The sequence below is a fragment of the Streptomyces corchorusii genome, from assembly GCF_001514055.1.
Taxonomy (GTDB): domain Bacteria; phylum Actinomycetota; class Actinomycetes; order Streptomycetales; family Streptomycetaceae; genus Streptomyces; species Streptomyces olivaceoviridis.
Genome location: NZ_KQ948357.1, coordinates 243170 through 265181, shown reverse-complemented (window position 1 = coordinate 265181; position 22012 = coordinate 243170). Strand labels below are relative to the sequence as shown.

The 22012-nt window shown below is 71.8% G+C and carries 20 protein-coding genes; 9 read left to right on the top strand and 11 right to left on the bottom strand.

Annotated features, from left to right (window positions below; genetic code table 11):
* Window positions 1-189 precede the first annotated feature (189 nt).
* From AQJ11_RS19690 to ybaK, 3 genes are read left to right on the top strand one after another with little or no spacing between them, the layout of a single operon-like run.
* Window positions 190-1263, top strand: coding sequence for a hypothetical protein (locus AQJ11_RS19690; protein WP_059263886.1), 1074 nt, complete (start codon window positions 190-192; stop codon window positions 1261-1263).
* An 11-nt stretch (window positions 1264-1274) separates the two neighbouring features.
* Window positions 1275-2015 (top strand): LON peptidase substrate-binding domain-containing protein, encoded by a 741-nt coding sequence (locus AQJ11_RS19685; RefSeq protein WP_059263885.1) that lies wholly within the window; start codon window positions 1275-1277, stop codon window positions 2013-2015.
* An 18-nt stretch (window positions 2016-2033) separates the two neighbouring features.
* Entirely contained in the window at window positions 2034-2537 is a 504-nt protein-coding gene (gene ybaK, locus AQJ11_RS19680; RefSeq protein WP_014672140.1) for a Cys-tRNA(Pro) deacylase, read from the top strand.
* A 16-nt stretch (window positions 2538-2553) separates the two neighbouring features.
* Here ybaK and AQJ11_RS19675 read toward each other — a convergent pair whose 3' ends face one another.
* The 4 genes from AQJ11_RS19675 to AQJ11_RS19660 all read right to left on the bottom strand — a co-directional run bounded on the left by AQJ11_RS19675 (window position 2554) and on the right by AQJ11_RS19660 (window position 6427).
* Complete coding sequence (locus tag AQJ11_RS19675; RefSeq protein ID WP_058080203.1) at window positions 2554-3180, bottom strand: hypothetical protein; 627 nt, start codon at window positions 3178-3180, stop codon at window positions 2554-2556.
* A 34-nt stretch (window positions 3181-3214) separates the two neighbouring features.
* A complete protein-coding gene (locus tag AQJ11_RS19670) occupies window positions 3215-4036 on the bottom strand; it encodes an ABC transporter permease (RefSeq protein ID WP_059263884.1) in 822 nt (273 codons plus the stop codon).
* Window positions 4037-4130: 94 nt separating this feature from the next.
* Window positions 4131-5144, bottom strand: a complete 1014-nt coding sequence (locus tag AQJ11_RS19665) for an ABC transporter ATP-binding protein (RefSeq protein ID WP_059263883.1) — start codon at window positions 5142-5144, stop codon at window positions 4131-4133.
* A 59-nt stretch (window positions 5145-5203) separates the two neighbouring features.
* Window positions 5204-6427 carry an NYN domain-containing protein gene (locus tag AQJ11_RS19660; protein ID WP_058080205.1) on the bottom strand — a complete coding sequence of 408 codons (1224 nt, stop codon included), beginning with the start codon at window positions 6425-6427 and terminating at the stop codon, window positions 5204-5206.
* A 225-nt stretch (window positions 6428-6652) separates the two neighbouring features.
* Here AQJ11_RS19660 and AQJ11_RS49860 point away from each other — a divergent pair, with 225 nt between their 5' ends.
* Complete coding sequence (locus tag AQJ11_RS49860) at window positions 6653-6820, top strand: hypothetical protein (RefSeq protein WP_014672145.1); 168 nt, start codon at window positions 6653-6655, stop codon at window positions 6818-6820.
* An 81-nt stretch (window positions 6821-6901) separates the two neighbouring features.
* Here AQJ11_RS49860 and dnaE read toward each other — a convergent pair whose 3' ends face one another.
* Complete coding sequence (gene dnaE, locus AQJ11_RS19655) at window positions 6902-10441, bottom strand: DNA polymerase III subunit alpha (RefSeq protein WP_058080206.1); 3540 nt, start codon at window positions 10439-10441, stop codon at window positions 6902-6904.
* 327 nt (window positions 10442-10768) lie between these two features.
* On the opposite strand from dnaE, the gene AQJ11_RS19650 reads away from it, so the two are divergent.
* The 4 genes from AQJ11_RS19650 (at window position 10769) to AQJ11_RS19635 (ending at window position 15473) form a co-directional block, all read left to right on the top strand.
* Window positions 10769-12094, top strand: coding sequence for a DUF2252 domain-containing protein (locus tag AQJ11_RS19650; protein ID WP_058080207.1), 1326 nt, complete (start codon window positions 10769-10771; stop codon window positions 12092-12094).
* A 68-nt stretch (window positions 12095-12162) separates the two neighbouring features.
* Window positions 12163-12843, top strand: coding sequence for a hypothetical protein (locus AQJ11_RS19645; protein WP_058080208.1), 681 nt, complete (start codon window positions 12163-12165; stop codon window positions 12841-12843).
* 66 nt (window positions 12844-12909) lie between these two features.
* A complete protein-coding gene (locus AQJ11_RS19640) occupies window positions 12910-13722 on the top strand; it encodes a thioredoxin domain-containing protein (protein ID WP_014672149.1) in 813 nt (270 codons plus the stop codon).
* Window positions 13723-13802: 80 nt separating this feature from the next.
* Window positions 13803-15473: an alkaline phosphatase D family protein gene (locus AQJ11_RS19635; protein ID WP_059263882.1), complete on the top strand. Its 1671-nt coding sequence runs from the start codon at window positions 13803-13805 to the stop codon at window positions 15471-15473.
* Between the two features lie 18 nt (window positions 15474-15491).
* On the opposite strand, the gene AQJ11_RS19630 is transcribed toward AQJ11_RS19635, so the two are convergent.
* Entirely contained in the window at window positions 15492-16064 is a 573-nt protein-coding gene (locus tag AQJ11_RS19630; protein WP_014672151.1) for a dienelactone hydrolase family protein, read from the bottom strand.
* A 105-nt stretch (window positions 16065-16169) separates the two neighbouring features.
* Here AQJ11_RS19630 and AQJ11_RS19625 point away from each other — a divergent pair, with 105 nt between their 5' ends.
* The gene (locus AQJ11_RS19625; RefSeq protein WP_059263881.1) at window positions 16170-17276 is read left to right on the top strand and encodes a mechanosensitive ion channel family protein; all 1107 of its coding nucleotides are present in this window, start codon (window positions 16170-16172) and stop codon (window positions 17274-17276) included.
* Window positions 17277-17316: 40 nt separating this feature from the next.
* Here the strand turns inward: AQJ11_RS19625 and AQJ11_RS19620 are convergent, their stop codons facing one another.
* The 5 genes from AQJ11_RS19620 to lspA all read right to left on the bottom strand — a co-directional run bounded on the left by AQJ11_RS19620 (window position 17317) and on the right by lspA (window position 22010).
* The gene (locus AQJ11_RS19620; protein ID WP_014672153.1) at window positions 17317-18057 is read right to left on the bottom strand and encodes an SDR family NAD(P)-dependent oxidoreductase; all 741 of its coding nucleotides are present in this window, start codon (window positions 18055-18057) and stop codon (window positions 17317-17319) included.
* A gap of 104 nt (window positions 18058-18161) precedes the next feature.
* Window positions 18162-19748 (bottom strand): Na+/H+ antiporter, encoded by a 1587-nt coding sequence (locus AQJ11_RS19615; protein ID WP_059263880.1) that lies wholly within the window; start codon window positions 19746-19748, stop codon window positions 18162-18164.
* Window positions 19749-19881: 133 nt separating this feature from the next.
* Complete coding sequence (locus AQJ11_RS19610) at window positions 19882-20355, bottom strand: GNAT family N-acetyltransferase (protein WP_041665114.1); 474 nt, start codon at window positions 20353-20355, stop codon at window positions 19882-19884.
* Complete coding sequence (locus AQJ11_RS19605) at window positions 20346-21290, bottom strand: RluA family pseudouridine synthase (RefSeq protein ID WP_014672156.1); 945 nt, start codon at window positions 21288-21290, stop codon at window positions 20346-20348. Before AQJ11_RS19605 ends, AQJ11_RS19610 begins: the two co-directional genes overlap by 10 nt.
* 69 nt (window positions 21291-21359) lie before the next feature.
* Window positions 21360-22010: a signal peptidase II gene (gene lspA / locus AQJ11_RS19600; protein WP_014672157.1), complete on the bottom strand. Its 651-nt coding sequence runs from the start codon at window positions 22008-22010 to the stop codon at window positions 21360-21362.
* Between the last annotated feature and the right edge of the window lie 2 nt (window positions 22011-22012).

Here is a 22012-nt window from a genome sequence, read left to right as displayed (position 1 = left end):
CACCGGCGGAACGCGGCGCGGGGCCGGCGCCGCCCCTCAGGATTGCCGGAACCCACCCTTCACGCACACACCTCGCACAAAACACACATTCACCCTTTACCGGACCTTGACTCTCGACCGTACAACTTTCCCTGACTTGCCCAGGCCCTCTGGCGCCGCCCCGACCTGCGGACTTTCAATGGTCGAACCATGGCTCTGCTGCCCTCGTTCATCCGCCCCACCCGGATGACCAAACGCTCCGCACGTCCGGCCGACCGCCCGCCGGCCGGGGACGAGGCCGTGCTCGACGCGCCCGACGACCGCCTCTCGCCCGCGCTGGTCGCGGCCGGCCGGGGCGAGTACACCGCCGCGGCCGGCCTGCTCGCCGCCACCCGCGCCGCGGCCGACTGGGAGAACCGGGACCGGTACGTACGGCGCCTGACCGCCTTCGCCCGCTCGCGCCCCGAGTGGTACGAGGAGTGGCGCGCCGCCACCCCGGACGACCCCGACGTGCTGCTGCTCGGGGCCCAGCTGGCGGTCGACCGCGTCTGGTCCTCGCCCGCCCGGGCCGAGCTGCTGCGCGAGGTGAGCCCGCTCATCACCGCCGCCGCCCGCGCCGACGTACGCGACCCGGTGCCGTGGCGGATCGCGCTCGACCACGCGCGCGGCTCGCGCACCGGGCACCGTTACTTCGAGGAGCTGTGGGAGGCGGCCGTCCGGCGCGCCCCGCACCACTACGGCTGCCACGTGGCCGCCCTGCGCTACCTGGCCGCCTTCTGCTGCGCCCGGTGGGGAGACACGCCCCACACCCCCCACGGCTCGCACCGCGCGTGCTTCGACTTCGCCGATCGGGCCGCGCAGGACGCCCCGGCCGACTCGCTCGTCCAGGCGCTGCCCGCCCGCGCGGCCTACGGCTGCCTGACCGACGACCGCGGCTCCGACGTGCCGCGCGCCCGGCTGGACGCGGCGGCCGACCGCGCCATCGAGTTGTCCGGACGCTTCCCGGCGGCCGACCCGTGGCCCGCCGAGGTCCGCAACAAACTGCTGTACGTCCTGCTGCGGCTGGACCGCCGGGAGGACGCCCGCACCCAGCTGCGCCTGATCGGCCCCTACGCCACCTCCTTCCCCTGGGACCGGATCTCCGACGACCCGCTCGCCCACTTCCTGCGGGTGCGCGAGCACCTTCAGACGGCGGCCCCGCGGCCCGCCCCGGCCGGGCTGCTGACGGCGTCCCGGGACCCTCTCGGCGAGCACGGCGGACACGCCCGCGCCGCCGACCACTAGGCTGGGGCGCCGTGACCACCGTCCGTCTTCCGCTCTTTCCGCTGAACTCGGTGCTGTTCCCGGGGCTCGTGCTGCCGCTGAACGTCTTCGAGGAGCGCTATCGCGCCATGATGCGCGCGCTGTCGAAGACCCCCGAGGAGGAGCCGCGCCGCTTCGCCGTCGTCGCCATCCGCGACGGCCACGAGGTCGCGCCGAGCGCCCCGGGCATGCCGAACCCCACGGCCCAGCCCGACCGGGGCCCGGCCGCCGGCTTCGGCCCCGACCCGCTCAAGGCCTTCCACGGGGTGGGCTGTGTGGCGGACGCGGCGACCGTCCGGGAGCGGTCCGACGGCACCTTCGAGGTCCTGGCGACGGGCACGACGCGTGTCCGCCTGCTGTCCGTGGACGCGTCCGGTCCGTTCCTGACCGCCGAGCTGGAGGAGCTGCCGGAGGAGCCCGGGGACGAGGCCGGCGCGCTGGCGGAGGGCGTCCTGCGCTCCTTCCGCCAGTACCAGAAGCGTCTTGCGGGCGCCCGCGAGCGCTCGCTGTCCACCGGTGCCGACCTGCCGGACGACCCGGGCGTGGTGTCGTACCTGGTGGCCGCCGCGATGGTGCACGACACGCCGACCAAGCAGCGTCTGCTCCAGGCCCCGGACACCGCCTCCCGGCTCCGGGACGAGCTGAAACTCCTTCGCGCGGAGACGTCCATCATCCGTAGTCTGCCGTCGTTGCCCGCGTTCGAGCTGACGCGGACGCCGACCAGTCTGAACTGAGGGAAGCACGACACCCTGATGGCGAAGAAGCCGAAGAAGCAGCAGCAGTCCGGGGGGACGCCCGCGACGGTGGCCCTGACGGCGGCGGGCGTGGACTTCACGGTCCACGCCTACGACCACGACCCGTCCCACCCCTCCTACGGCGAGGAGGCGGCGGAGGCGATGGGCGTCTCCCCCGAGCGCGTCTTCAAGACGCTGGTGGCCGACGTGGACGGCTCCCTGGTGGTCGGTGTGGTCCCGGTGGCCGGCTCGCTGGACCTGAAGGCCCTGGCGGCGGCGGTGGGCGGCAAGCGGGCGGCCATGGCCGACCCGGCCCTCGCCGAACGCACCACGGGCTACGTCCGCGGCGGCATCTCCCCGCTCGGCCAGCGCAAGAAGCTCCCGACGGTCATCGACGACTCGGCGGAGTCCCACGCGACGATCTGCGTGTCGGCGGGCCGCCGGGGCCTGGAGGTCGAGCTGGCGCCGGGGGACCTGGCGAAGCTGACGGAGGCGGTGCTGGCGCCGATCGGGCGCGGCTGACGCGGCGCCCCCCAGGTCACGGCACCTCGGGGTCCCGGGGCCCGAACAGCGCGGTCAGTCCGAGGTGCACCAGCAGCCCCGCCAACGGCCACGCCAGCAACGCCCCCTTCGCCGACAGCTTCAGCGGCGCCGAGAACGTCACCCCCTTGCCCACGGCCTGCGCGTGCGCGAGCACGTTCGACTCGGGCCCCAGCCACACCCCGAGCCGCCAGGCCAGCAGCGACCCGAGCAGCCCGCCGAGGCCGAGGGCCACCGCGAGCGGCACACCGCCGCGCCGCCGCAGCAGGAACACCACCACGGCGCTGACCAGCCCGAAGGCAAGTCCCAGCAGGGTGAACGTTCCGTCCACCCCGACCGCCTGCTCGCCCTCGCTGTCCTTGAGGTAGACGACCCAGTTCTTGTCGACCTCGTCACCGATCAGCGGCACGTGCGGCGCCAGCCACCACCACAGCAGCCCCAGCAGCACCCCGCCGAGCGCCACCGCCACCGTGATCACGGCGGCCTCCCGCAGTTCCGTCTTCATCCCGGGGCCGTCCTGTTCGTACGTGCCCGCGCCCGGCGCCCCGGCGGGCGGCGGCGCCTGCCAGACCTGGTGCGGGGAGTTCTCGTGCGGCGGAGGAGGCGGAGTCAGCGGTGCGGTCACCCGACCATCGTGCCAGGTCGTGCTGTGGGCCGCGTCACCGGACGGCGGCCCTGCGGTACGCCCAGGTCGCCACGGCCAGCGAGACCACCCCGACGCCCGCGCACACCCCCAGGTCAGCGAGGACGACGGCCCAGTCGGGGTCCGCCTGGAAGGTCCGCGCGTACGCCTCCACGCCGTAGGTCGACGGCAGCAGATCGCGGGCCAGCCGTACGACCTCCGGCATCCGGTCGGCCGGCAGCACGCCCAGCAGCAGCGCGGCCGACATGCCGAGCTGCCCGAGCAGCGTGGCCAGCTCCGGCCGGGGCGCGAGCAGCCCGCAGGCGGCGCCCAGCCCGGCCAGCGCGGCCCCGGCGAGCGGGATGACGGCCACCAGGATCCACAGATTGGACAGCGGCAGCCCGAAGAGCGCGCAGCCGAAGACGGCCGTCACCAGGGTCCCCGGCACGGTGAAGGAGGCGTACGCCGCCGCCGCGCCCAGCACCACGGCCGCCGGCGGCACCGGCAGCGTGGCGTAGTGGTCGAGCCCGCCGCTGGCCCGCAGCTGACCGAAGTACTGCGACAGCAGGTTCAGCGCCACGTACGCGACGACCAGCACGGAGGACCCGGCCACCACGGACTGGGCCTCATGGCCGCTGTCGACGACCCCGCGCATCATCACGGCGATGCCGATGGACTGGAAGGTCGCCACGAACAGCAGCGGGATGCGCGCCACCCGGGCCCGGGACAGCTGCGCCCGGTAGACGGCCACCAGCGACGGCCACAGCCGCGCGGACGGCCCGAGCTTGGCCGCGCCGGCCGCCGTGTCCGGCACGGCCCGGGCACCGCCCGGCAGAACCTCGGCGGGTACGACACTCACGACCGGCTGCTCCTCTTCCCTACGGCAGTCGCCACGGCGGGCCTTCCCACCCCGGCGGTCGCGCGGACCCGTACGCATTCCATGGCCGGTGCGCTCATGTCCTCACCAGCCCCTGCCGGGCCGCGCCGCCCAGCGCCAGGTAGACGTCCTCCAGGCTGGGCGTGGCGAGCGTGAAGTCGTCCAGGGCGGCGAAGGCGGCGCCGCCGGTCACCGTGGCGACGACGGCGCGGGCCTCCTCGGGCGCGAGCCGGAGCGTCCAGCGCCGGCCGGACTCCGCGGCCCGCTCGCGCAGCACGGCGACCTCGGGCACCTCCAGCGGCGCCCGCTCCCGCCACACCAGCTCCACCCGTACCTCCCCGGCGACCTGCTCCTTGAGTCCGGCGGGGGTGTCGCAGGCGATGACCCGGCCCTGGTCGAGCACGGCGACCCGGTCCAGGACCGTCTCGGCCTCGATGACGTTGTGGGTGACCAGCAGCACGGTCGTGCCGCGCTCGGCCCGCCGCCGGTCCACGGCCGCCCAGACCGCGCGCCGGGCCACCGGGTCCATGCCGGTGGTCGGCTCGTCCAGCACGAGCAGCGGCCGTTCCCCGACGAGGGCGGCGGCGAAGCAGGCGAGCCGCCGCTGCCCGCCGGACAGCTTCTTCAGCGCCCGTCCGGCGATCGGGGTCAGCCCCAGTTCCTCCAGGACGGCGTCCCGCTCGGCCCGCGCCCGCCGGACGTCCAGGCCGCGCAGGCGTCCGGTGGTCTCGGCGGCGAGGGAGACGGTCAGCTCGTCCAGTGCGGTGGACTCCTGGCCCAGGTAGGCGAGGAGCCGCGCGGCCCGCTCGGGATGGCGCACGATGTCGTGGCCGAGTATCTCGACGCTGCCCGTGTCCGGCCGCAGCAGCCCGCAGAGCTGCCGTACGAGGGTGGACTTGCCGGCGCCGTTCGGGCCGAGCAGCCCGAAGACCTCGCCGCGCCGCACGTCCAGTTCCACCCCGTCGGTGGCCCGCACCTCGGGGGCGCCCGGGGCGCCCCGCCGGCCCTTCACGGCCGGGTAGGTCTTGCCGAGCCCGCGCACGCGTACGACCTCGTCGTACCGAAGTGCCTGTCCCGCGCGCGTACTCACAAGGGACGAGCCTACGGGGTCGGGGGCCTTTACTCGCCTTTGGGGGCGGCTCCGGGCATTCAGTCGGCGGCGGGCGCGTGCTGTTCGGCCGCCGCCGGGACGTCGATCTCCCGCCAGAACCCCGCCCGAATGGCGTAACGGTCGTGCTCGTCGATCTGGTCGTCCTTGTGCGCGAGCAGTCCGAACCGCGCCGCGTACCGCAGCAGTTCCCCGTCGATCCGGTGCGGGATCCGCGGGTACATCTGCGACAGCCGCTGGAGGTGGCTCTGGTCGCCGAGCCGGGACATCCAGCGGCGGGCGAAGACCTGCCCGACCTCGTACGGGTCGCCGCCGACGGTGGTGATGTCCTCCTCCCGGTCGGCCCACCGCTGCTCGGCCGTGGTGAGCTGGGCCAGCGTCGGCATGGAGGCGACCTCGGGGGGCTCGGCGACCGCTCCCGGCCGGTCGACCCAGCCCTTGTCGGAGGACCAGCGCAGGGTCGCGGTCGCCGGGTGCTGCACGGGCTGGGCGCCGGGTGCGCGCAGCGCGGCCAGGTCCTTGGGGGTGGGGACGCCCTTGGAGGCGGTCACCCGCTCCTGGGCGCCGTTCTCGGCCGCGGCGGCGGCCGGCGGGTGGGCGGGCTGTTCGGCGGGCCGCTCGCTGGCCGTGCCGAGCGCGGACTCGGGCAGCGGCGCGGAGAGGATGGCGGCGATCTCGGGGCGGGGCGCGGGCGGCGGGGCGCAGACGCCGGTCAGCTCCTTGGCGCGGACAGCCTGGGTGATCCAGGCGCGGTCCAGCACGCGCCGCTCGTCGGCCTCGGCGACCAGGTCCTCGGACTGGTTGTAGTCGCCGTCGGCGGCCTGGACGGCCCACAGGTGGACGGCGACGCCGTGCTCCTTGGCGGCCATCATGCCCGGCAGCAGATCACCGTCGCCGGTGACGAGGACGACGTCGGAGCAGGCGCGGTTGCGGGCCAGCTCGGTCAGTTCCGCGTGCATGGCGGCGTCGACGCCCTTCTGGGCCCAGCGTCCGTCGCTGCGGGTGAGGGCGCCGAGGCGGACGGTGACCCGGGGCATCACGCGCAGCCGGCGGTGCTCCGGCTGGGGGACCCGGTCGGGGGCGCCGTCGAACCAGTAGATGCGCAGCAGGGGGCGCTCGGTGTCGGACTCCGCGCGTTCCCGCAGCGCCTGGATCAGCGCGGCGTGGTCGACGGTGATCCGGGACCGCGAGGGCTCGCCGGCGAGGAGGCTGGCGGCGGCTCCCAGCAGATACCCGGCGTCCACCAGGACGATGCAGCGGTCCACGCGACTCACCCTCTTCCCGGGAGGTTTTGCTTCGGACTTCCTTCGAGTCTGCCCGACCTCGCGGGGGTTAACGGCCCGAACTCGATCTTCGGCGTGGCGTTTGCGGTTCCGGTGCGCCCACCACCCCTGTCACAGACGGTAATTATCCGACATGCGCTTGATGTCAGCGTATGTGAATCTGGTCCCGGCCCTGGCCCCTAGATCCCCCACAGGAGGCAGATCACCATGGCCAAGAACAAGAACCGCAAGCAGTCCGGCCCGCAGAACCGCGCTCCGCAGTCCGAGCACGCGCAGCGTCCGCAGGCGGAGGAGCACGAGCCGCCCATGGCGCACACCCCGGGCAGCCCTTCGGAGGCCGCGCGCAAGAAGCAGAAGAGCTTCGGCCACAACTAAAGGGCAGTTGACGCCCGGGCACAGGTGAGGGGCGCACCCGTCAAGGGTGCGCCCCTTCGCGTCGGCGCCTTCCGCCGGGCCTCAGCCGGCCAGGCAGGACGGGCCGAGCAGCACCTTCAGGTCGCCGAACAGCGCCGGGTCGGGCTTGACCCGGTGCCGGTCCAGGCGGAGCACGGTGGTCTTGCGCGGGCCCTGGAGCTTGATCCGGACCTCGCTGTCGCCCCTGTGGTGGCTGAGGATCTCGCCGAGGCGGCTGACCATCGGCGGGGTCACCTTCACGGCCGGGATGGTGAGCACCACGGGCGCGTTGGTGCCCGCGTTGGACAGGTCCGGGACCATCAGCTCCATGGCGACGAGCCGGGGCACGTCCTCGCGCTTGTCGAGGCGGCCCTTGACGAACACCACGGCGTCCTCGACGAGTTGGGTGGACACCAGCTGGTAGGTGGCCGGGAAGAACATGCACTCGATGGAGCCCGCCAGGTCCTCGACGGTGGCGATGGCCCAGGCGTTGCCCTGCTTGGTCATCTTGCGCTGGAGGCCGGAGATGATGCCGCCGATGGTCACCACCGAGCCGTCCGCGTAGTCACCGCCGGTGAGCTGGGCGATGCCCGCGTCCGCCTTGTCGGAGAGCACGTGCTCCAGGCCGAAGAGCGGGTGGTCGGAGACGTACAGACCGAGCATCTCCCGCTCCTGGGCGAGCAGATAGGTCTTGTCCCACTCGTCGTCGGTGAACTCCACGTCGAGGCCGAAGCCGGGCTGGTCGCTGGTCTCCTCGCCCATCCCGCCGAAGAGGTCGAACTGGCCCTCGGCCTCCTTGCGCTTGACCGCGACCACGTTGTCGATCATCGGCTCGTACTGGGCCATGAGGCCCTTGCGGGTGTGGCCCATCGAGTCGAAGGCGCCGGCCTTGATCAGCGATTCGGTGGTGCGCTTGTTGCAGACCACCGCGTCGACCTTGTCGAGGTAGTCGGGGAAGGAGCCGTACTTCCCCTTCGCCTTGCGGCACTTGATGATCGACTCGACGACGTTGGTGCCGACGTTGCGGACGGCGGACAGGCCGAAGAGGATCACGTCGTCGCCCTGGGCGGCGAAGTTGGCCTCGGACTCGTTGACGTTCGGCGGGAGCACCCGGATGCCCATGCGGCGGCATTCGTTGAGGTAGACCGCGGACTTGTCCTTGTCGTCCTTGACCGAGGTGAGCAGGGCGGCCATGTACTCGGCGGGGTGGTTCGCCTTCAGGTACGCCGTCCAGTACGACACCAGGCCGTACGCGGCGGAGTGCGCCTTGTTGAACGCGTAGCCGGCGAAGGGGACCAGCACGTCCCAGAGCGCCTGGATGGCCTCGTCGCTGTAGCCGTTCTTGCGGGCGCCGGCCTGGAAGATGACGAAGTTCTTCTCCAGCTCCTCCGGCTTCTTCTTGCCCATCACGCGGCGGAGGATGTCGGCCTCGCCGAGCGAGTAGCCCGCGATGATCTGGGCGGCCTTCTGCACCTGCTCCTGGTAGACGATCAGGCCGTAGGTGACGTCCAGGACCTCCTTGAGCGGCGCCTCCAGCTCGGGGTGGATCGGCGTGATCTCCTGCTGCCCGTTCTTGCGCAGCGCGTAGTTCGTGTGGGAGTTCATGCCCATCGGGCCCGGCCGGTACAGGGCCGACACGGCGGAGATGTCTTCGAAGTTGTCCGGCTTCATCAGCCGCAGCAGGGACCGCATGGGGCCGCCGTCGAACTGGAAGACGCCGAGGGTGTCGCCGCGCTGGAGCAGTTCGAAGGTCGTGGGGTCGTCGAGCGGGAGGCTCAGGAGGTCGATGTCGATCCCCTTGTTGGCCTTCACCATCTTGACGGCGTCGTCCATGATCGTGAGGTTGCGCAGGCCCAGGAAGTCCATCTTCAGCAGGCCGAGCGACTCACAGCTCGGGTAGTCCCACTGGGTGATGGTCACGCCGTCGGTGTGCCTCACCCAGACCGGGACGTGCTCGGTGATGGTCTCGCTGGACATGATCACACCGGCGGCGTGCACGCCCATCTGCCGGACCAGGCCCTCCACACCGCGCGCGGTGTCGATGACCTTCTTCACGTCCGGCTCGTTCTCGTACATCCCCCGGACCTCGCCGGCCTCCGAGTAGCGGGGGTGGCTGGGGTCGGTGATGCCGGACAGCGGGATGCCCTTGCCGAGGACGTCGGCGGGCATGGCCTTGGTGATGCGGTCGCCCATCGCGTACGGGTAGCCCAGCACGCGCGCGGAGTCCTTGATCGCGTTCTTGGCCTTGATGGTGCCGTAGGTGCCGATCATGGCGACCTTGTCGGCGCCGTACTTCTCCGTCACGTACCGGATCACCTCGACGCGCCGGCGCTCGTCGAAGTCGATGTCGACATCGGGCATCGAGATGCGCTCGGGGTTGAGGAACCGCTCGAAGATCAGGCCGTGCGGGATCGGGTCGAGGTCGGTGATGCCGAGCGCGTAGGCGACGATCGAGCCGGCCGCGGAGCCTCGGCCGGGGCCGACCGCGATGCCCTGGCGCTTGGCCCACATGATGAAGTCGGCGACCACGAGGAAGTAGCCCGGGAACCCCATCTGGATGATGACGTCCATCTCGTACTCGGCCTGCTTCTGGCGGTCCTCGGGGACGCCGCCCGGGAAGCGGCGCTCCATGCCGCGGCGGACCTCCTCCTGGAACCAGGTGACCTCGGTGTAGCCCTCGGGGATGTCGAACTTGGGCATGAGGTCGCGCTTCTCGAACATGCCGGTGGTGTCCACCATCTCGGCGACGAGGAGCGTGTTGGCGCAGCCCTCCTGCCAGGCGTCCGAGGAGTCGATGGCGTACATCTCGTCCGTGGACTTCAGGTAGTAGCCGGTGCCGTCGAACTTGAAGCGGTCGGGGTCGGAGAGGTTCTTGCCGGTCTGGATGCACAGCAGGGCGTCGTGGGCGCCCGCCTCGTGCGCGTACGTGTAGTGCGAGTCGTTGGTGACCAGCGGCGGGATGCCGAGCTTCTTGCCGATCTCCAGCAGGCCGTCGCGGACCCGGCGCTCGATCTCGATGCCGTGGTCCATCAGCTCCAGGAAGTACCTGTCCTTGCCGAAGATGTCCTGGTAGTCGGCGGCGGCCTTGAGGGCCTCGTCGAAGTGGCCGAGGCGCAGCCGGGTCTGCACCTCGCCGGAGGGGCAGCCGGTGGAGGCGACGATGCCCTCGGACCACTGGGCGATGGTCTCCTTGTCCATCCGGGGCCACTTCTGGAGCCAGCCCTCGGCGTAGGCGTCGGAGGAGAGCCGGAAGAGGTTGTGCAGGCCGGTCTTGTTCACGGCCCACATCGTCTTGTGGGTGTAACCACCCGAACCGGAGATGTCGTCCCGCTTCTGGTGCGGCTGGCCCCAGAGGATCTTGCGCTTGTTCCGCCGGGACTCGGGGGCGACGTACGCCTCGATCCCGATGATCGGGGTGATCCCGGCCTTCTTCGCGGAGTGGAAGAAGTCGTACGCCCCGTGGAGGTTGCCGTGGTCGGACATGGCGATGTGCGTCATGCCCATCTCGTTGCACGCGTTGAACATGTCCTTCAGCCGCGCGGCACCGTCCAGCAGCGAGTACTGGGTGTGGACGTGCAGGTGCGTGAAGGGCGGCTTTGACACGGTGAGTCCTCCGGGGGAAACACTCGGCGACGGGCGGGCGGACAGTTCTGGGGTCAGCGTCGAAGTCTATGCCGCGGCACTGACAACGCGATGAAGACGTGGCGCGAAGGACCTCGATGGGGGGGCGCTGGCCGGACGGCGAGATGAAATCTTGGCGCGAAGCGCCTCGATGAGGGGTGGTGGTCGGGCGACGAGATGAAATCTTGGCGCGAAGCGCCTCGATCAGGGGTGGTGGTCGGGCGACGGGCGGGCACTCCCGCGTACCTTCGTGCGTTGGGTACGGCAGAAACGCTGTCGTACAGGTAACGCACCAGGAGGCACCCCGCGATGTCGGTCCCCCAGCTCGACGAGGAGCAGCGCGGCGAGGAGATCCTCGCCGTCTTCGACACCGCCTTCGGCCGGCTCCTGGCCGCCGACCCGGCCGCGTTCCGGGTGAAGTTCCGGAAGATGGCGGCCTCGGCCTTCGCGTTCTACCGGGGCACGGCGGCCCTCTTCTACCACGATCTGGATGCCGAGAAGCGCGGCGGCCCGTACCTGGACGAGCGCACCTCGCGCGTGTGGATCCACGGCGATCTGCACGCCGAGAACTTCGGCACGTACATGGACTCCAACGGCCGCCTGGTCTTCAACGTCAACGACTTCGACGAGGCCTACGTCGGCCCGTTCACCTGGGACCTGAAGCGCTTCTCGGCGTCGGTCGCGCTCATCGGGTACGCGAAGGCCCTCAGCGACGCGCAGATCACCGAGCTGGTGACGGTCTACGCCGCCGCCTACCGCGAGCGCGTCCACGCCCTGGCCACGGGCGCCAAGCGGGACGAGGTGCCGCCGTTCACGCTGGACACCGCGCAGGGTCCGCTGCTGGACGCGCTGCGTGACGCCCGCTCGCTGACCCGCTTCGGCCTGCTGGACTCGATGACCGAGATCCGCGACTTCGAGCGCCGTTTCGCACCGGGCGGCGGCTCCATCGAGCTGGACGCGGCCACCCGCTACAAGGTCCTGGCGGCCTTCGACGGCTATCTGGAGACGCTGCCGGACTCCTCGCTGGCGCGCCCGGACTCGTACCGGGTGAAGGACGTCGTGGGCCGCCGGGGCATCGGCATCGGCTCCGCGGGCCTGCCGTCCTACAACATCCTCCTGGAGGGCCACAGCGACGCCCTGGAGAACGATGTCGTGATCTACATCAAGCAGGCCCAGACCCCGGCCGTGTCCCGGCACATCACGGATCCGGCCATCGCGGAGTACTTCCTGCACGAGGGCCACCGCACGGTGATCTCCCAGCGCGCCCTCCAGGCGCACGCCGACCCGTGGCTCGGCTGGACCGAGCTGGACGGCGCCGGCCAGCTGGTCGCCGAGGTCTCGCCGTACGCCGTGGACCTGGACTGGGACGACATCGACGACCCGGAGGAGATCGCGGCCGTCGTCGCCGACCTGGGCCGGGCCACCGCGACCATGCACGCGGCGGCGGACGACACCTCCGGCGAGTCCCTGGTGCCGTTCTCCACCGAGCGGGCCATCGACGCGGCGCTCGCGGCCGACGAGGAGGGCTTCGCACCCCTGCTGGTGGACTTCGCGCACAGCTACGGCGCACGCGCGCGTGCCGACCACCAGATCTTCGTCGACCTGTTCCGCAACGGCCGGATTCCGGGGCTGTAACCTTCCCGGATTCACAGGCACCCTTTAGGGGTCCCTTACCCGTGTACGTGACAGACTCTCCTTTCGCTATGGACATATCCGGGATCCAGCTCAGAGCCGTGCGCGCGGCGCTGTTCACGGCCTTCGTCGTGACGCTCAGCACCGCGTCGCACGTGCTGCTGTCCCGTGCTCCGCTGCCGCTGGCGACCGTGGGCGCGGTCGCCGCCGGGGTGTTCGTCACCGCGTACGCGCTGGCGGGCCGTGAGCGCGGCTTCGGCCGGATCGCGGCCCTGCTGATCCCGCTGGAGCTGGCCGCCGACACGGTGTTCACCACGGGCCAGCACGCCTGCTACGGCCGGGCGGGCGGCCCGGTCGCCGGCCCGCTGCGCGCGGTCGGCCTGGACGTGCTGTGCGAGGGGCGGGTGGGCACCCCGCTGGCCCGGATGACCGGCGGTCCCGACCGCGCCGGGGCGCTGCTCGCCCACGCCAGCCCGGCCGCCGCCTGGCTGCTGCTCGCCGCGCACATCGGTGTGGGGCTGCTCGCCGCCGCCTGGCTGCGCCGGGGCGAGCGGGCGCTGACCCAGCTGCTGCGGGCGGTCGCCGCCACCACGTTCCGGCCGCTGCTGCTGGCGGTGGCCGCGGTCGCCGCACGGCCGCTGCCGGCCCGCCGGCTGCCCCGCCCGGCCCCGCGCCGCGCCGCCGCCCGCGACCGGCTCCTCACGCACTCCCTGGGACGGCGTGGACCGCCGTGCTCACCGGCGTTCGCCTGAGCACGACCAGTCCCCCACCCGTATTCCGCGTACGACGTGTGCGCGTCCCACATGGAGATCACCAATATGAGCAAGCGGAACAGCCAGGCGGCGAAGACGGCGGCCCGGGAGCGGCTGCGCCAGGAGCGCGAGCGGCAGGCCAAGCGCGACAAGGCCAGGCGGCAGCTCATCGTGGCCGCCTCGGTCGTGGCCGTCCTGGCCGCGGCCGGCGGCATAGGCTACGCCGTCGTGCAGAACAACAAGCCCGCCTACTGGGAGGCCGCGAAGGACGACAAGCTCGTCAAGCCGGCCAACACCACGGGCACGGACGGCACGACGATCGTCATCGGCAAGAGCAGCGCCAAGAAGACCCTCGTGATGTACGAGGACCCGCGCTGCCCGGTCTGCGCCGTTTTCGAGCAGACGGTCGGCCCGACCGTCAAGAAGGACCTCGACGCCGGCAAGTTCAAGATCCAGTACGTCGGTGCGACCTTCCTCGACAAGAACCTCACCGGCGAGGGCTCCAAGAACGCGCTCAGCGCCCTGGGTGCCGCGCTCAACGTCAGCCCCGAGGCCTTCCTGGAGTACAAGAGCGCGATGTACTCCAAGAAGTGGCACCCCGAGGAGACCACCGACAAGTTCAAGGACGACAGCTACCTGATCGAGATCGCTGACACGGTCCCCGCGCTGAAGGGCAACGCGGCGTTCCAGAAGGCCGTGAAGGACGGCACCTACGACAGGTGGGCGCTGGAGGAGTCCAAGATCTTCGACAAGGACGGCATCTCGGGCACCCCGACCCTGAAGATGGACGGCAAGACGCTGACGGGCTCCGACGGCAAGAACGCGCCCATGTCGGTCGCCGAGTTCAACACCGCGCTGGAGGCGGCCCTCAAGGGCTGAACCGACCATCAGTCAAAGAGCGGGCGAACTTTTCCGAGTTCGCCCGCTCTCGCGTGTACCGATCAGTAACCTGATCGTCCGTGACCAGTCGATACAGATCATCCGAGGCCTCCCAGGGCCTCGGTCCGTTTTCGCCCCGCCGCCGTACGGTCGTCAAGGCCGCGGCGGCGACCGCTGTCCTGGCCGGCCCGCTGGCCGCCGCGACGTCGGCCCGCGCCGCCACGGACGCCCCCGCCTTCCTGCACGGTGTCGCCTCCGGTGACCCGCTGCCCGACGGCGTGCTGCTGTGGACCCGGGTGACCCCGGCCCCGGAGGCGATACCGGGTTCGGGACTCGGCCCGGACACCGAGGTCAGCTGGGTCGTCGCCAGGGACAAGGCGTTCACCAGCATCGTCGCCAAGGGCTCCACCACCGCGACGGCCGCCTCCGACCACACCGTGAAGGCCGACATCCGCGGCCTGGAGCCGGCCACCGACTACTGGTTCCGCTTCTCGGCCGGCGGCACCGACTCCCCGGTGGCGCGCACCCGCACCGCGCCGGCGGCGGACGCGGACGTCTCCTCCTTGCGCTTCGGCGTGGTCTCCTGCGCCAACTGGGAGGCCGGCTACTTCTCCGCCTACCGCCACCTCGCGGCCCGGAACGACCTGGACGCCTGGCTGCACCTCGGCGACTACATCTACGAGTACGAGTCCGGCGAGTACGGGACCCGGGGCACGGTCGTCCGCCCGCATGCGCCTGCCCATGAGATCCTCACCCTCGCCGACTACCGGATCCGGCACGCCAGGTACAAGACCGACCCCGACCTCCAGGCCCTGCACCTGAAGGCACCGGTCGTCGCGATCTGGGACGACCACGAGTTCGCCGACAACGCCTGGTCCGGCGGCGCCGTCAACCACACCGAGGGCGCCGAGGGCAGCTGGACGGCCCGTCAGGCCGCCGCGAAACAGGCCTACTTCGAGTGGATGCCGGTCCGCCCTGCCGTCGCGGGCACCACCTACCGCCGGCTGCGCTTCGGCAAGCTCGCCGACCTCTCCCTGCTGGACCTGCGCTCCTTCCGCTCCCAGCAGGCGTCCACGGCCAGCGGCTCGGTGGACGACCCGGACCGCACGCTCACCGGGCGCGCCCAGCTCGACTGGCTGAAGGCCGGTCTGCAGGCCTCCGACACCAGGTGGCGGCTGGTCGGCAACTCGGTGATGATCTCGCCGTTCTCCTTCGGCTCCCTCTCCGCCGACCTGCTCAAGCCGCTCGCCAAGCTGCTCGGACTGCCGCAGGAGGGCATCGCCGCCAACACCGACCAGTGGGACGGCTACACCGACGACCGCCGCGAACTGCTGGCCCACCTGCGCTCCAACGCCATCGGCAACACCGTCTTCCTGACCGGTGACATCCACATGGCGTGGGCCAACGACGTCCCGGTGGACGCGGGCACCTACCCGCTGTCGGCGTCGGCGGCCACCGAGTTCGTGGTGACCTCGGTGACCTCCGACAACCTGGACGACATCGTGAAGGTGCCCGAGGGCACGGTCTCGGCGATCGCCGCGCCGGTCATCAAGGCCGCCAACCGGCACGTCCACTGGGTGGACACCGACCGGCACGGCTACGGCGTGCTCGACATCACCGCGGACCGCGCGCAGATGGACTACTACGCGCTGTCCGACCGCACCGACGCGAACGCCACCTCCAGCTGGGTGCGTTCCTACCGCACCCGCAGCGGCACGCAGAAGGTCGAGCGGACCTACGACCCGGTGTGACCGCCCGGACGTGAGCGCTCAGCCGAGCGATTCGAGGAAGCCGAGCGCCACCCGCCAGGTGGCCTCGGCGGCCTCCGCGTCGTAGTCCGGCAGCCCGGGGTCGGTGTAGAGGTGCCCGGCCCCCGCGTACCGGTAGACCTCCACATCGGCGCCCGCCCGGCCCATCTGCAAATACCAGGCGCTCAGCCAATCGTCCGTCTCGAACGGGTCCGGCTCGGCCACGTGCAGCTGCACCGGCAGCTCGTCCACGTGCGCGTTCGGCGCGATGTCCGAGGTGCCGTGCAGGAGCAGCAGCCCGCGCGCCTTGTCGTCGCCGAGGGCCAGGGTCTGGGCGACGGAGGCGCCGAGCGAGAACCCCGCGTACACCAGCCCCCGGTCCGAGTACGGCGCCGCAGCCAGCACGGCCCGCTTGAGCAGCTCCTCCTTGCCGGTCCGCTCCTTGAACTCCATGCCCTCCTCGACGGTGTCGAACGTACGCCCCTCGAAGAGGTCCGGCGTCCACACCTCGTGGCCCGCCGCGCGCAGCCGGTCCGCGGCCTCGCGCACCGCGGGCCTGAGCCCGTAGGTCGAGTGAAAGAGCATGATGTTCATGAGGCCATGGTGCCAGCCGGCTCCGGCAGTGCCGGTGCCGCCGTACCCAGGAACGCGCCGAACTCACATGTTCATGCCCTGCGCACTCCGGTTAGGAGCGGAGGCATGGAGAACGTACTCCGCCCACTGATCGTGCTCGGCGGCACGGTGCTGCTGACCCTGGCCATCGGCTGGGTCACCGACCGGCTGCTGTGCAAGGCCGACGAACGCGACCACGACACCCCCCTGTGGGGGCTGCTGCGCCGTGCCCGCATCCCCTACCAGCTCGTCCTGTGCACCGCTCTGCTGCGCGGGTCCTACGACCAGGCGAAGCTGCTGGAGCGCCACCAGGTCGGCATCGGCCGGACGCTGACACTGGTGCTGATCGGCTCGGCCGCCTGGCTGGTGATCCGGATCGCCGCGGCGATCGTCGAGACCACCTACACCCGCTACGCCCGCGTCAACCGCGATGCGGCCCGGGTGCGCCGGGTGCGCACGCAGGTGGAGCTGATCATGCGGGTGGTGTCCGCGATCGTCATCGTCGTGGCCGTCTCGTCGATGCTGCTGACGTTCCCGGCGATGCGCGCGGCGGGCGCCTCCCTGCTGGCTTCGGCGGGCATCATCGCCGCCATCGCCGGTGTCGCCGCCCAGTCGACGCTGTCGAACATGTTCGCCGGGCTCCAGATCGCCTTCGGCGACATGGTGCGCATAGGCGACACCGTCGTGGTCGACGGCGAGTGGGGCACGGTCGAGGAGATCACCCTGACATTTCTGACGGTACGGACCTGGGACGAGCGCCGGATCACCATGCCGGTGTCGTACTTCACCTCCAAACCCTTCGAGAACTGGTCCCGTGGCACTCCGCAGATGACCGGGATCGTCTACTGGCATCTCGACCACAGCGCGCCGATCGAGGCGATGCGCGAGAAACTGCGGGACATCCTGCGCGCGTGCCCGGCCTGGGACGGCCGCGCGTGCAACCTCCAGGTGACGGACACCACGCCGAACACCATCCAGGTACGCGCGCTGGTGACGGCGAAGGACGCCGACGACATCTGGTCGGTACGGGTCACGGTCCGCGAGCAGATGATCAGCTGGCTGTCGGCGGAGCACCCCTACGCGCTGCCCCGGGTGAACACCGCGGAGTCGGTGCTTCCACCGTCCCGTGTCCCGTCCCCCGACCGCGCGTCCCTGCGCAGGGCCTACGAGTTCCCGCGCACCGGCCGGGGCTGACCGGTCACCGGCAGGGGCCGGCCGGGACCGGCCGCGCCGCTCAACGGCCCCGTTCCGCGCCCCCGTTCACCTGGACGATCTGCGAGGTGACGTGCCCGGCGGCGGGCGAGGCCAGCCAGCGCAGGGTCTCGGCGACGTCCCCCGGTATGCCGGCGCGGCCGGTCGAGGTGTCCGCGATGAGCCTCTCCCGCCGGGCCTCGTCCATGGTGTCGCCGAAGAACTCGGTGTCCTCGACATACCCCGGGGCCACCACGTTCACGGTGATGCCGCGCGGACCCAGCTCCCGGGCCAGGTCGTGGGCGTACGGGTGCAGCCCGGCCTTGGCCGCCGCGTAGGCACCCGTGCCCGAGCCCCGGTAGGCGGCGATGGAGCTCAGGAACAGCACCCGTCCACCGGGCTCGGCGAGCCGGTCCTTCAGCGCCTCGGTGAGGAGCGCGGCGGTCAGGGTGTTCTGCCGGAAGTTGACGGTCCAGTTGTGGGCGACCCGGTCGAGGGGGTCGTCGCTGCCGGCCGGGGGCTCCAGGTATCCGGCTCCTCCGGCACTGTTCACGAGCACGTCCACGGTGCCCAGCTCGTCGGCGACGAACCGGGCGACACCGCGGACGTCACCCGGTTCGGCGAGGTCCGCCGCGTAGGTGAGCGCCCCGGGCACACCGGCCTTCTCCAGCACCTCCGCGCGCCGCCCGAGCAACAGCACCCGGTCCCCGTCCGCCGCGAACGCCCTCGCCGCCGCCAGTCCGATGCCCGTGCCGCCGCCACTGATCACGATGTTGCGAGTCATGATCCGAGAGTAGGAGCGTGGGGCGGACCGTGCCGGGAGTTATCCACAGGGTCGCCACATTCATATGACTGGCGGGGGCGGCTTCCACGGCTGGTGCCCGGCGCTCACCGCAGGCTCCGCACGTCGAGATGCCGGAGCACCCGGTCCACGATCTCCGGGTCCGCCCCCGGTTCGCTCCGCGCCGCCAGGACCTCGTGGCGCGCGGCGCTCAGCATCTCGTTCTGGATGCGCCGCACCCGCTTCAGCCGCCTGGCCCGCTGGTGGTGCGCCTCCCGCCGCTCCTCCTCGCCCATGTCCGGGCTGATCCGGATCCCGATGTCGAAGGCCCTCCGCAGCATCTGCTCGGAGAGCTCCTCGGGCAGCTCCTCCACCTGCTCGATCTCCCGCAGCCGCCGCTTCGCCGCCTTCGCCGCCCGCACCGCCAGCTCCTTCTCGAACTCCTTCTCCCGTTCGGAGTCCGCCCGCACCCCGAGCCGCTTCACCAGCCAGGGCAGCGTCAGCCCCTGCACCACCAGCGTGACGACGATCACCCCGAAGGCGATGAAGACGATCTCGTCCCGGTCGGGGAACGGCGCCCCGGCGTCCGTCTTGAGCGGCACGGCCAGCGCCAGCGCCACCGAGGCCACCCCGCGCATCCCGGACCACCACATCACGACGGTCTCCCGCCAGCTCACCGGGATCTCCTCGTCGTAGTCCCGGCGGGCGTGCAGCCGCTTGGTCAGCCAGGTCGCCGGCAGCAGCCACAGCAGCCGTACGACGACCACCACGCCCACGACGGCCGCCGCCCAGCCGAGCATCTCGCCCCACCGCCCCTGGGCCGTGCGGATGGCGTTGTGCAGCTCCAGTCCGATGAGTCCGAAGGCGACGCCGGTGACGAGCGTGTCGATGATGTCCCAGAAGGTGTGGCCGGCGAGCCGGGTCATCACGTCGTCGGCGTCGGTGGCGTACTCGGCGAGGAAGAGCGCCGTGGTCAGCACCGCGAGCACCCCGGAGCCGTGCAGCTTCTCGGCGAGCACATAGGAGGCGTACGGCACCAGCAGGGTCATGCCGATCTGGAGGGTCGGATCGCCGAGCAGGTCCATCAGCTTGTTCGCGCCCCAGCCCAGCGCCAGGCCCACGGCCACCGCGACGACGGCGGACAGCACCAGGTCCAGACCGGCCCGCCAGGGCGAGAACGCACCGCTCACGGCCGCGGCGATGGCCACGTGGTACAGCACGATGGCGGTGACGTCGTTGAAGAGGCCCTCGCCCTCCAGGATCGACACCAGGCGGCGCGGCAGCCCGAGCTGTCCGGCGACGCTGGTCGCGGCGACCGGGTCGGGCGGCGCGATCAGGGCACCCAGCGCGACGGCGGCGGCGATCGGCAGCCCCGGCACGATGGCGTTGGCGACGAACGCGACGCACACCGTCGTGACGAACACCAGGGCCACGGCCAGCAGGAGGATCGGCCGGAGGTTGGCCGCGAACTGCCGCCAGGAGGTCCGGCGGACGGCGGCGTAGAGCAGCGGTGGCAGCAGCCCGGGCAGGATCAGGTCCGGCGGGATGTCCACGTTGGGCACGAATTGGGCCACGGCCAGGACCCCGCCGAACAGGGTCATCAGCACCGGCGCCGGCACCCCGAACCGGTCCCCCACCGGGACGCTCACCAGGGCCCCGAGCAGAAGGACGAACAACAGAGCCAGCTGATCCACGGACGGCGCTCCGGGAGTCGACGATCACACGGCAGACCTCAAGCCTGCCACGACGCCCGCGACCCGGCGTACCGACGCCTTGGCGCCCGCGCACTCCGGCGCGGACTCGTGCGGCCGGCGGCGGCTCCCCCGGCTACAAGGTCCGGCGCATCGCCCGGTGCGGTATGCCCGCGTCCGGGAACTCGGGGCCGTACGCCTCGTAGCCGAGCCGCTCGTAGAAACCCAGGGCGTGGGTCTGCGCGTGCAGGTCCACCGCCGTGAGGCCACGCGCGCGGGCCGCGTCCTCGATGGCGCGCACCAAGGCCGCGCCGACGCCGAGCCCACGGGCCGCCCGGGAGACGGCGAGCCGGCCCAGCGAGCCCACCGCCGGGTCCCCGCCGGTCTTCGCGACCGCCGCCTCGCCGTGCAGCAGGCGCCCGGTGCCCAGCGGCACCCCGTCCTCGCGGACCGCGAGCACATGGACGGCCACGGCGTCGTAGGCGTCGTACTCGATGTCCTCGGCCACGCCCTGCTCGGCCACGAAGACCTCCTTGCGGACCGCGAAGCAGGCCTCGCGGTCGGCGGGGTCCTCGGCGACCCGGACGGTGTAGGCGGGGCTCACGCCCATGTCTCCTCCCGGACCTGGTCGAGGGCCTGCTGGAGGTCGTCGGGGTAGTCGCTCGCGAACTCCACCCAGGAGCCGTCGCCGGGGTGCTCGAAGCCGAGGCGTACGGCGTGCAGCCACTGGCGGGTCAGGCGCAGCCGCTTGGCGAGGGTGGGGTCGGCGCCGTAGGTGAGGTCGCCGACGCAGGGGTGGCGGTGGGCGGCCATGTGGACGCGGATCTGGTGGGTGCGGCCCGTCTCCAGCTTGACGTCCAGCAGGGAGGCGGCGCGGAAGGCCTCGATGAGGTCGTAGTGGGTCACCGAGGGCTTGCCGTCGGCCGTGACCGCCCACTTGTAGTCGTGGTTCGGGTGGCGGCCGATCGGGGCGTCGATGGTGCCGCTCGTCGGGTCCGGGTGGCCCTGGACCAGGGTGTGGTAGCGCTTGTCGACCGTGCGCTCCTTGAACTGGCGCTTGAGCGAGGTGTACGCGTACTCCGACTTGGCGACCACCATCAGGCCCGACGTGCCGACGTCCAGGCGGTGCACGATGCCCTGGCGCTCGGCGGCGCCGGAGGTGGAGATCCGGTACCCGGCGGCGGCGAGGCCGCCGATGACGGTCGGGCCGGACCAGCCCGGCGACGGGTGCGCGGCCACGCCGACCGGCTTGACGATCACGACCACGTCATCGTCGTCGTGCACGATCTCCATGCCCTCGACCGGCTCGGCGACCACCTGCACCGGCGCGGGCGCCTGCGGCATCTCGACCTCAAGCCAGGCGCCGCCGCGCACCCGCTCGGACTTGCCGACCACCGCGCCGTCGACCTGCACCTTGCCGGCCGCGGCCAGCTCGGCCGCCTTCGTGCGGGAGAAGCCGAACATGCGGGAGATGGCGGCGTCGACGCGCTCACCCTCCAGGCCGTCGGGCACGGGCAGGGTACGGATCTCGGGAATCGTGCTCACCCGTCGAGTATGCCGGACGGGCCGGACGGCTCCGCACGAGCCTGTGGAAAACCCGGACGGACCCCGGGATCAGTCCTTGTGGACCGTGCCGTCGGGGTCCAGGCCGCGGAAGGACAGCAGCACGATCAGGATGCCGCCGCACACGATGGCCGAGTCGGCGAGGTTGAACACCGCGAAGCCCTTGGGCGCGATGAAGTCCACCACCTCGCCCTCGAAGACGCCCGGCGCCCGGAAGATCCGGTCGGTGAGGTTGCCGAGCGCGCCGCCGAGCAGCAGGCCGAGCGCGACCGCCCACGGGAAGCTGTACAGCTTGCGGGCCAGGCGGATGATCACGACGATCACGGCCGCGGCGATCAGCGTGAAGATCACCGTGAAGGCCGCGCCGAACCCGAAGGCGGCACCCGGGTTGCGGATCGCGTGCAGCTCCAGCAGGTCACCGACGACCTGGATGGGCGCGTGCCCCTCCAGACGGGACACGACGAGCATCTTGCTGATCAGGTCGAGGGCGTACGCGAACACGGCCACCGCGAACAGCACGGCGATCCGGCGCCCCCGGCCGGCCCGCCCCGCCGTGGCTCCCTGCCCGCCCGCGCCGGACGCGCCGGCCTGCCCGGACGCACCGACCGCGCCGGTGCCGGCGGGTGCCCCGGCCGCCGCCGTGTGCTCGCCGCCGTCGTCCGGGGTGTCCGGCGTACCGATGATCCGCTCCGCCTCTGCCACGT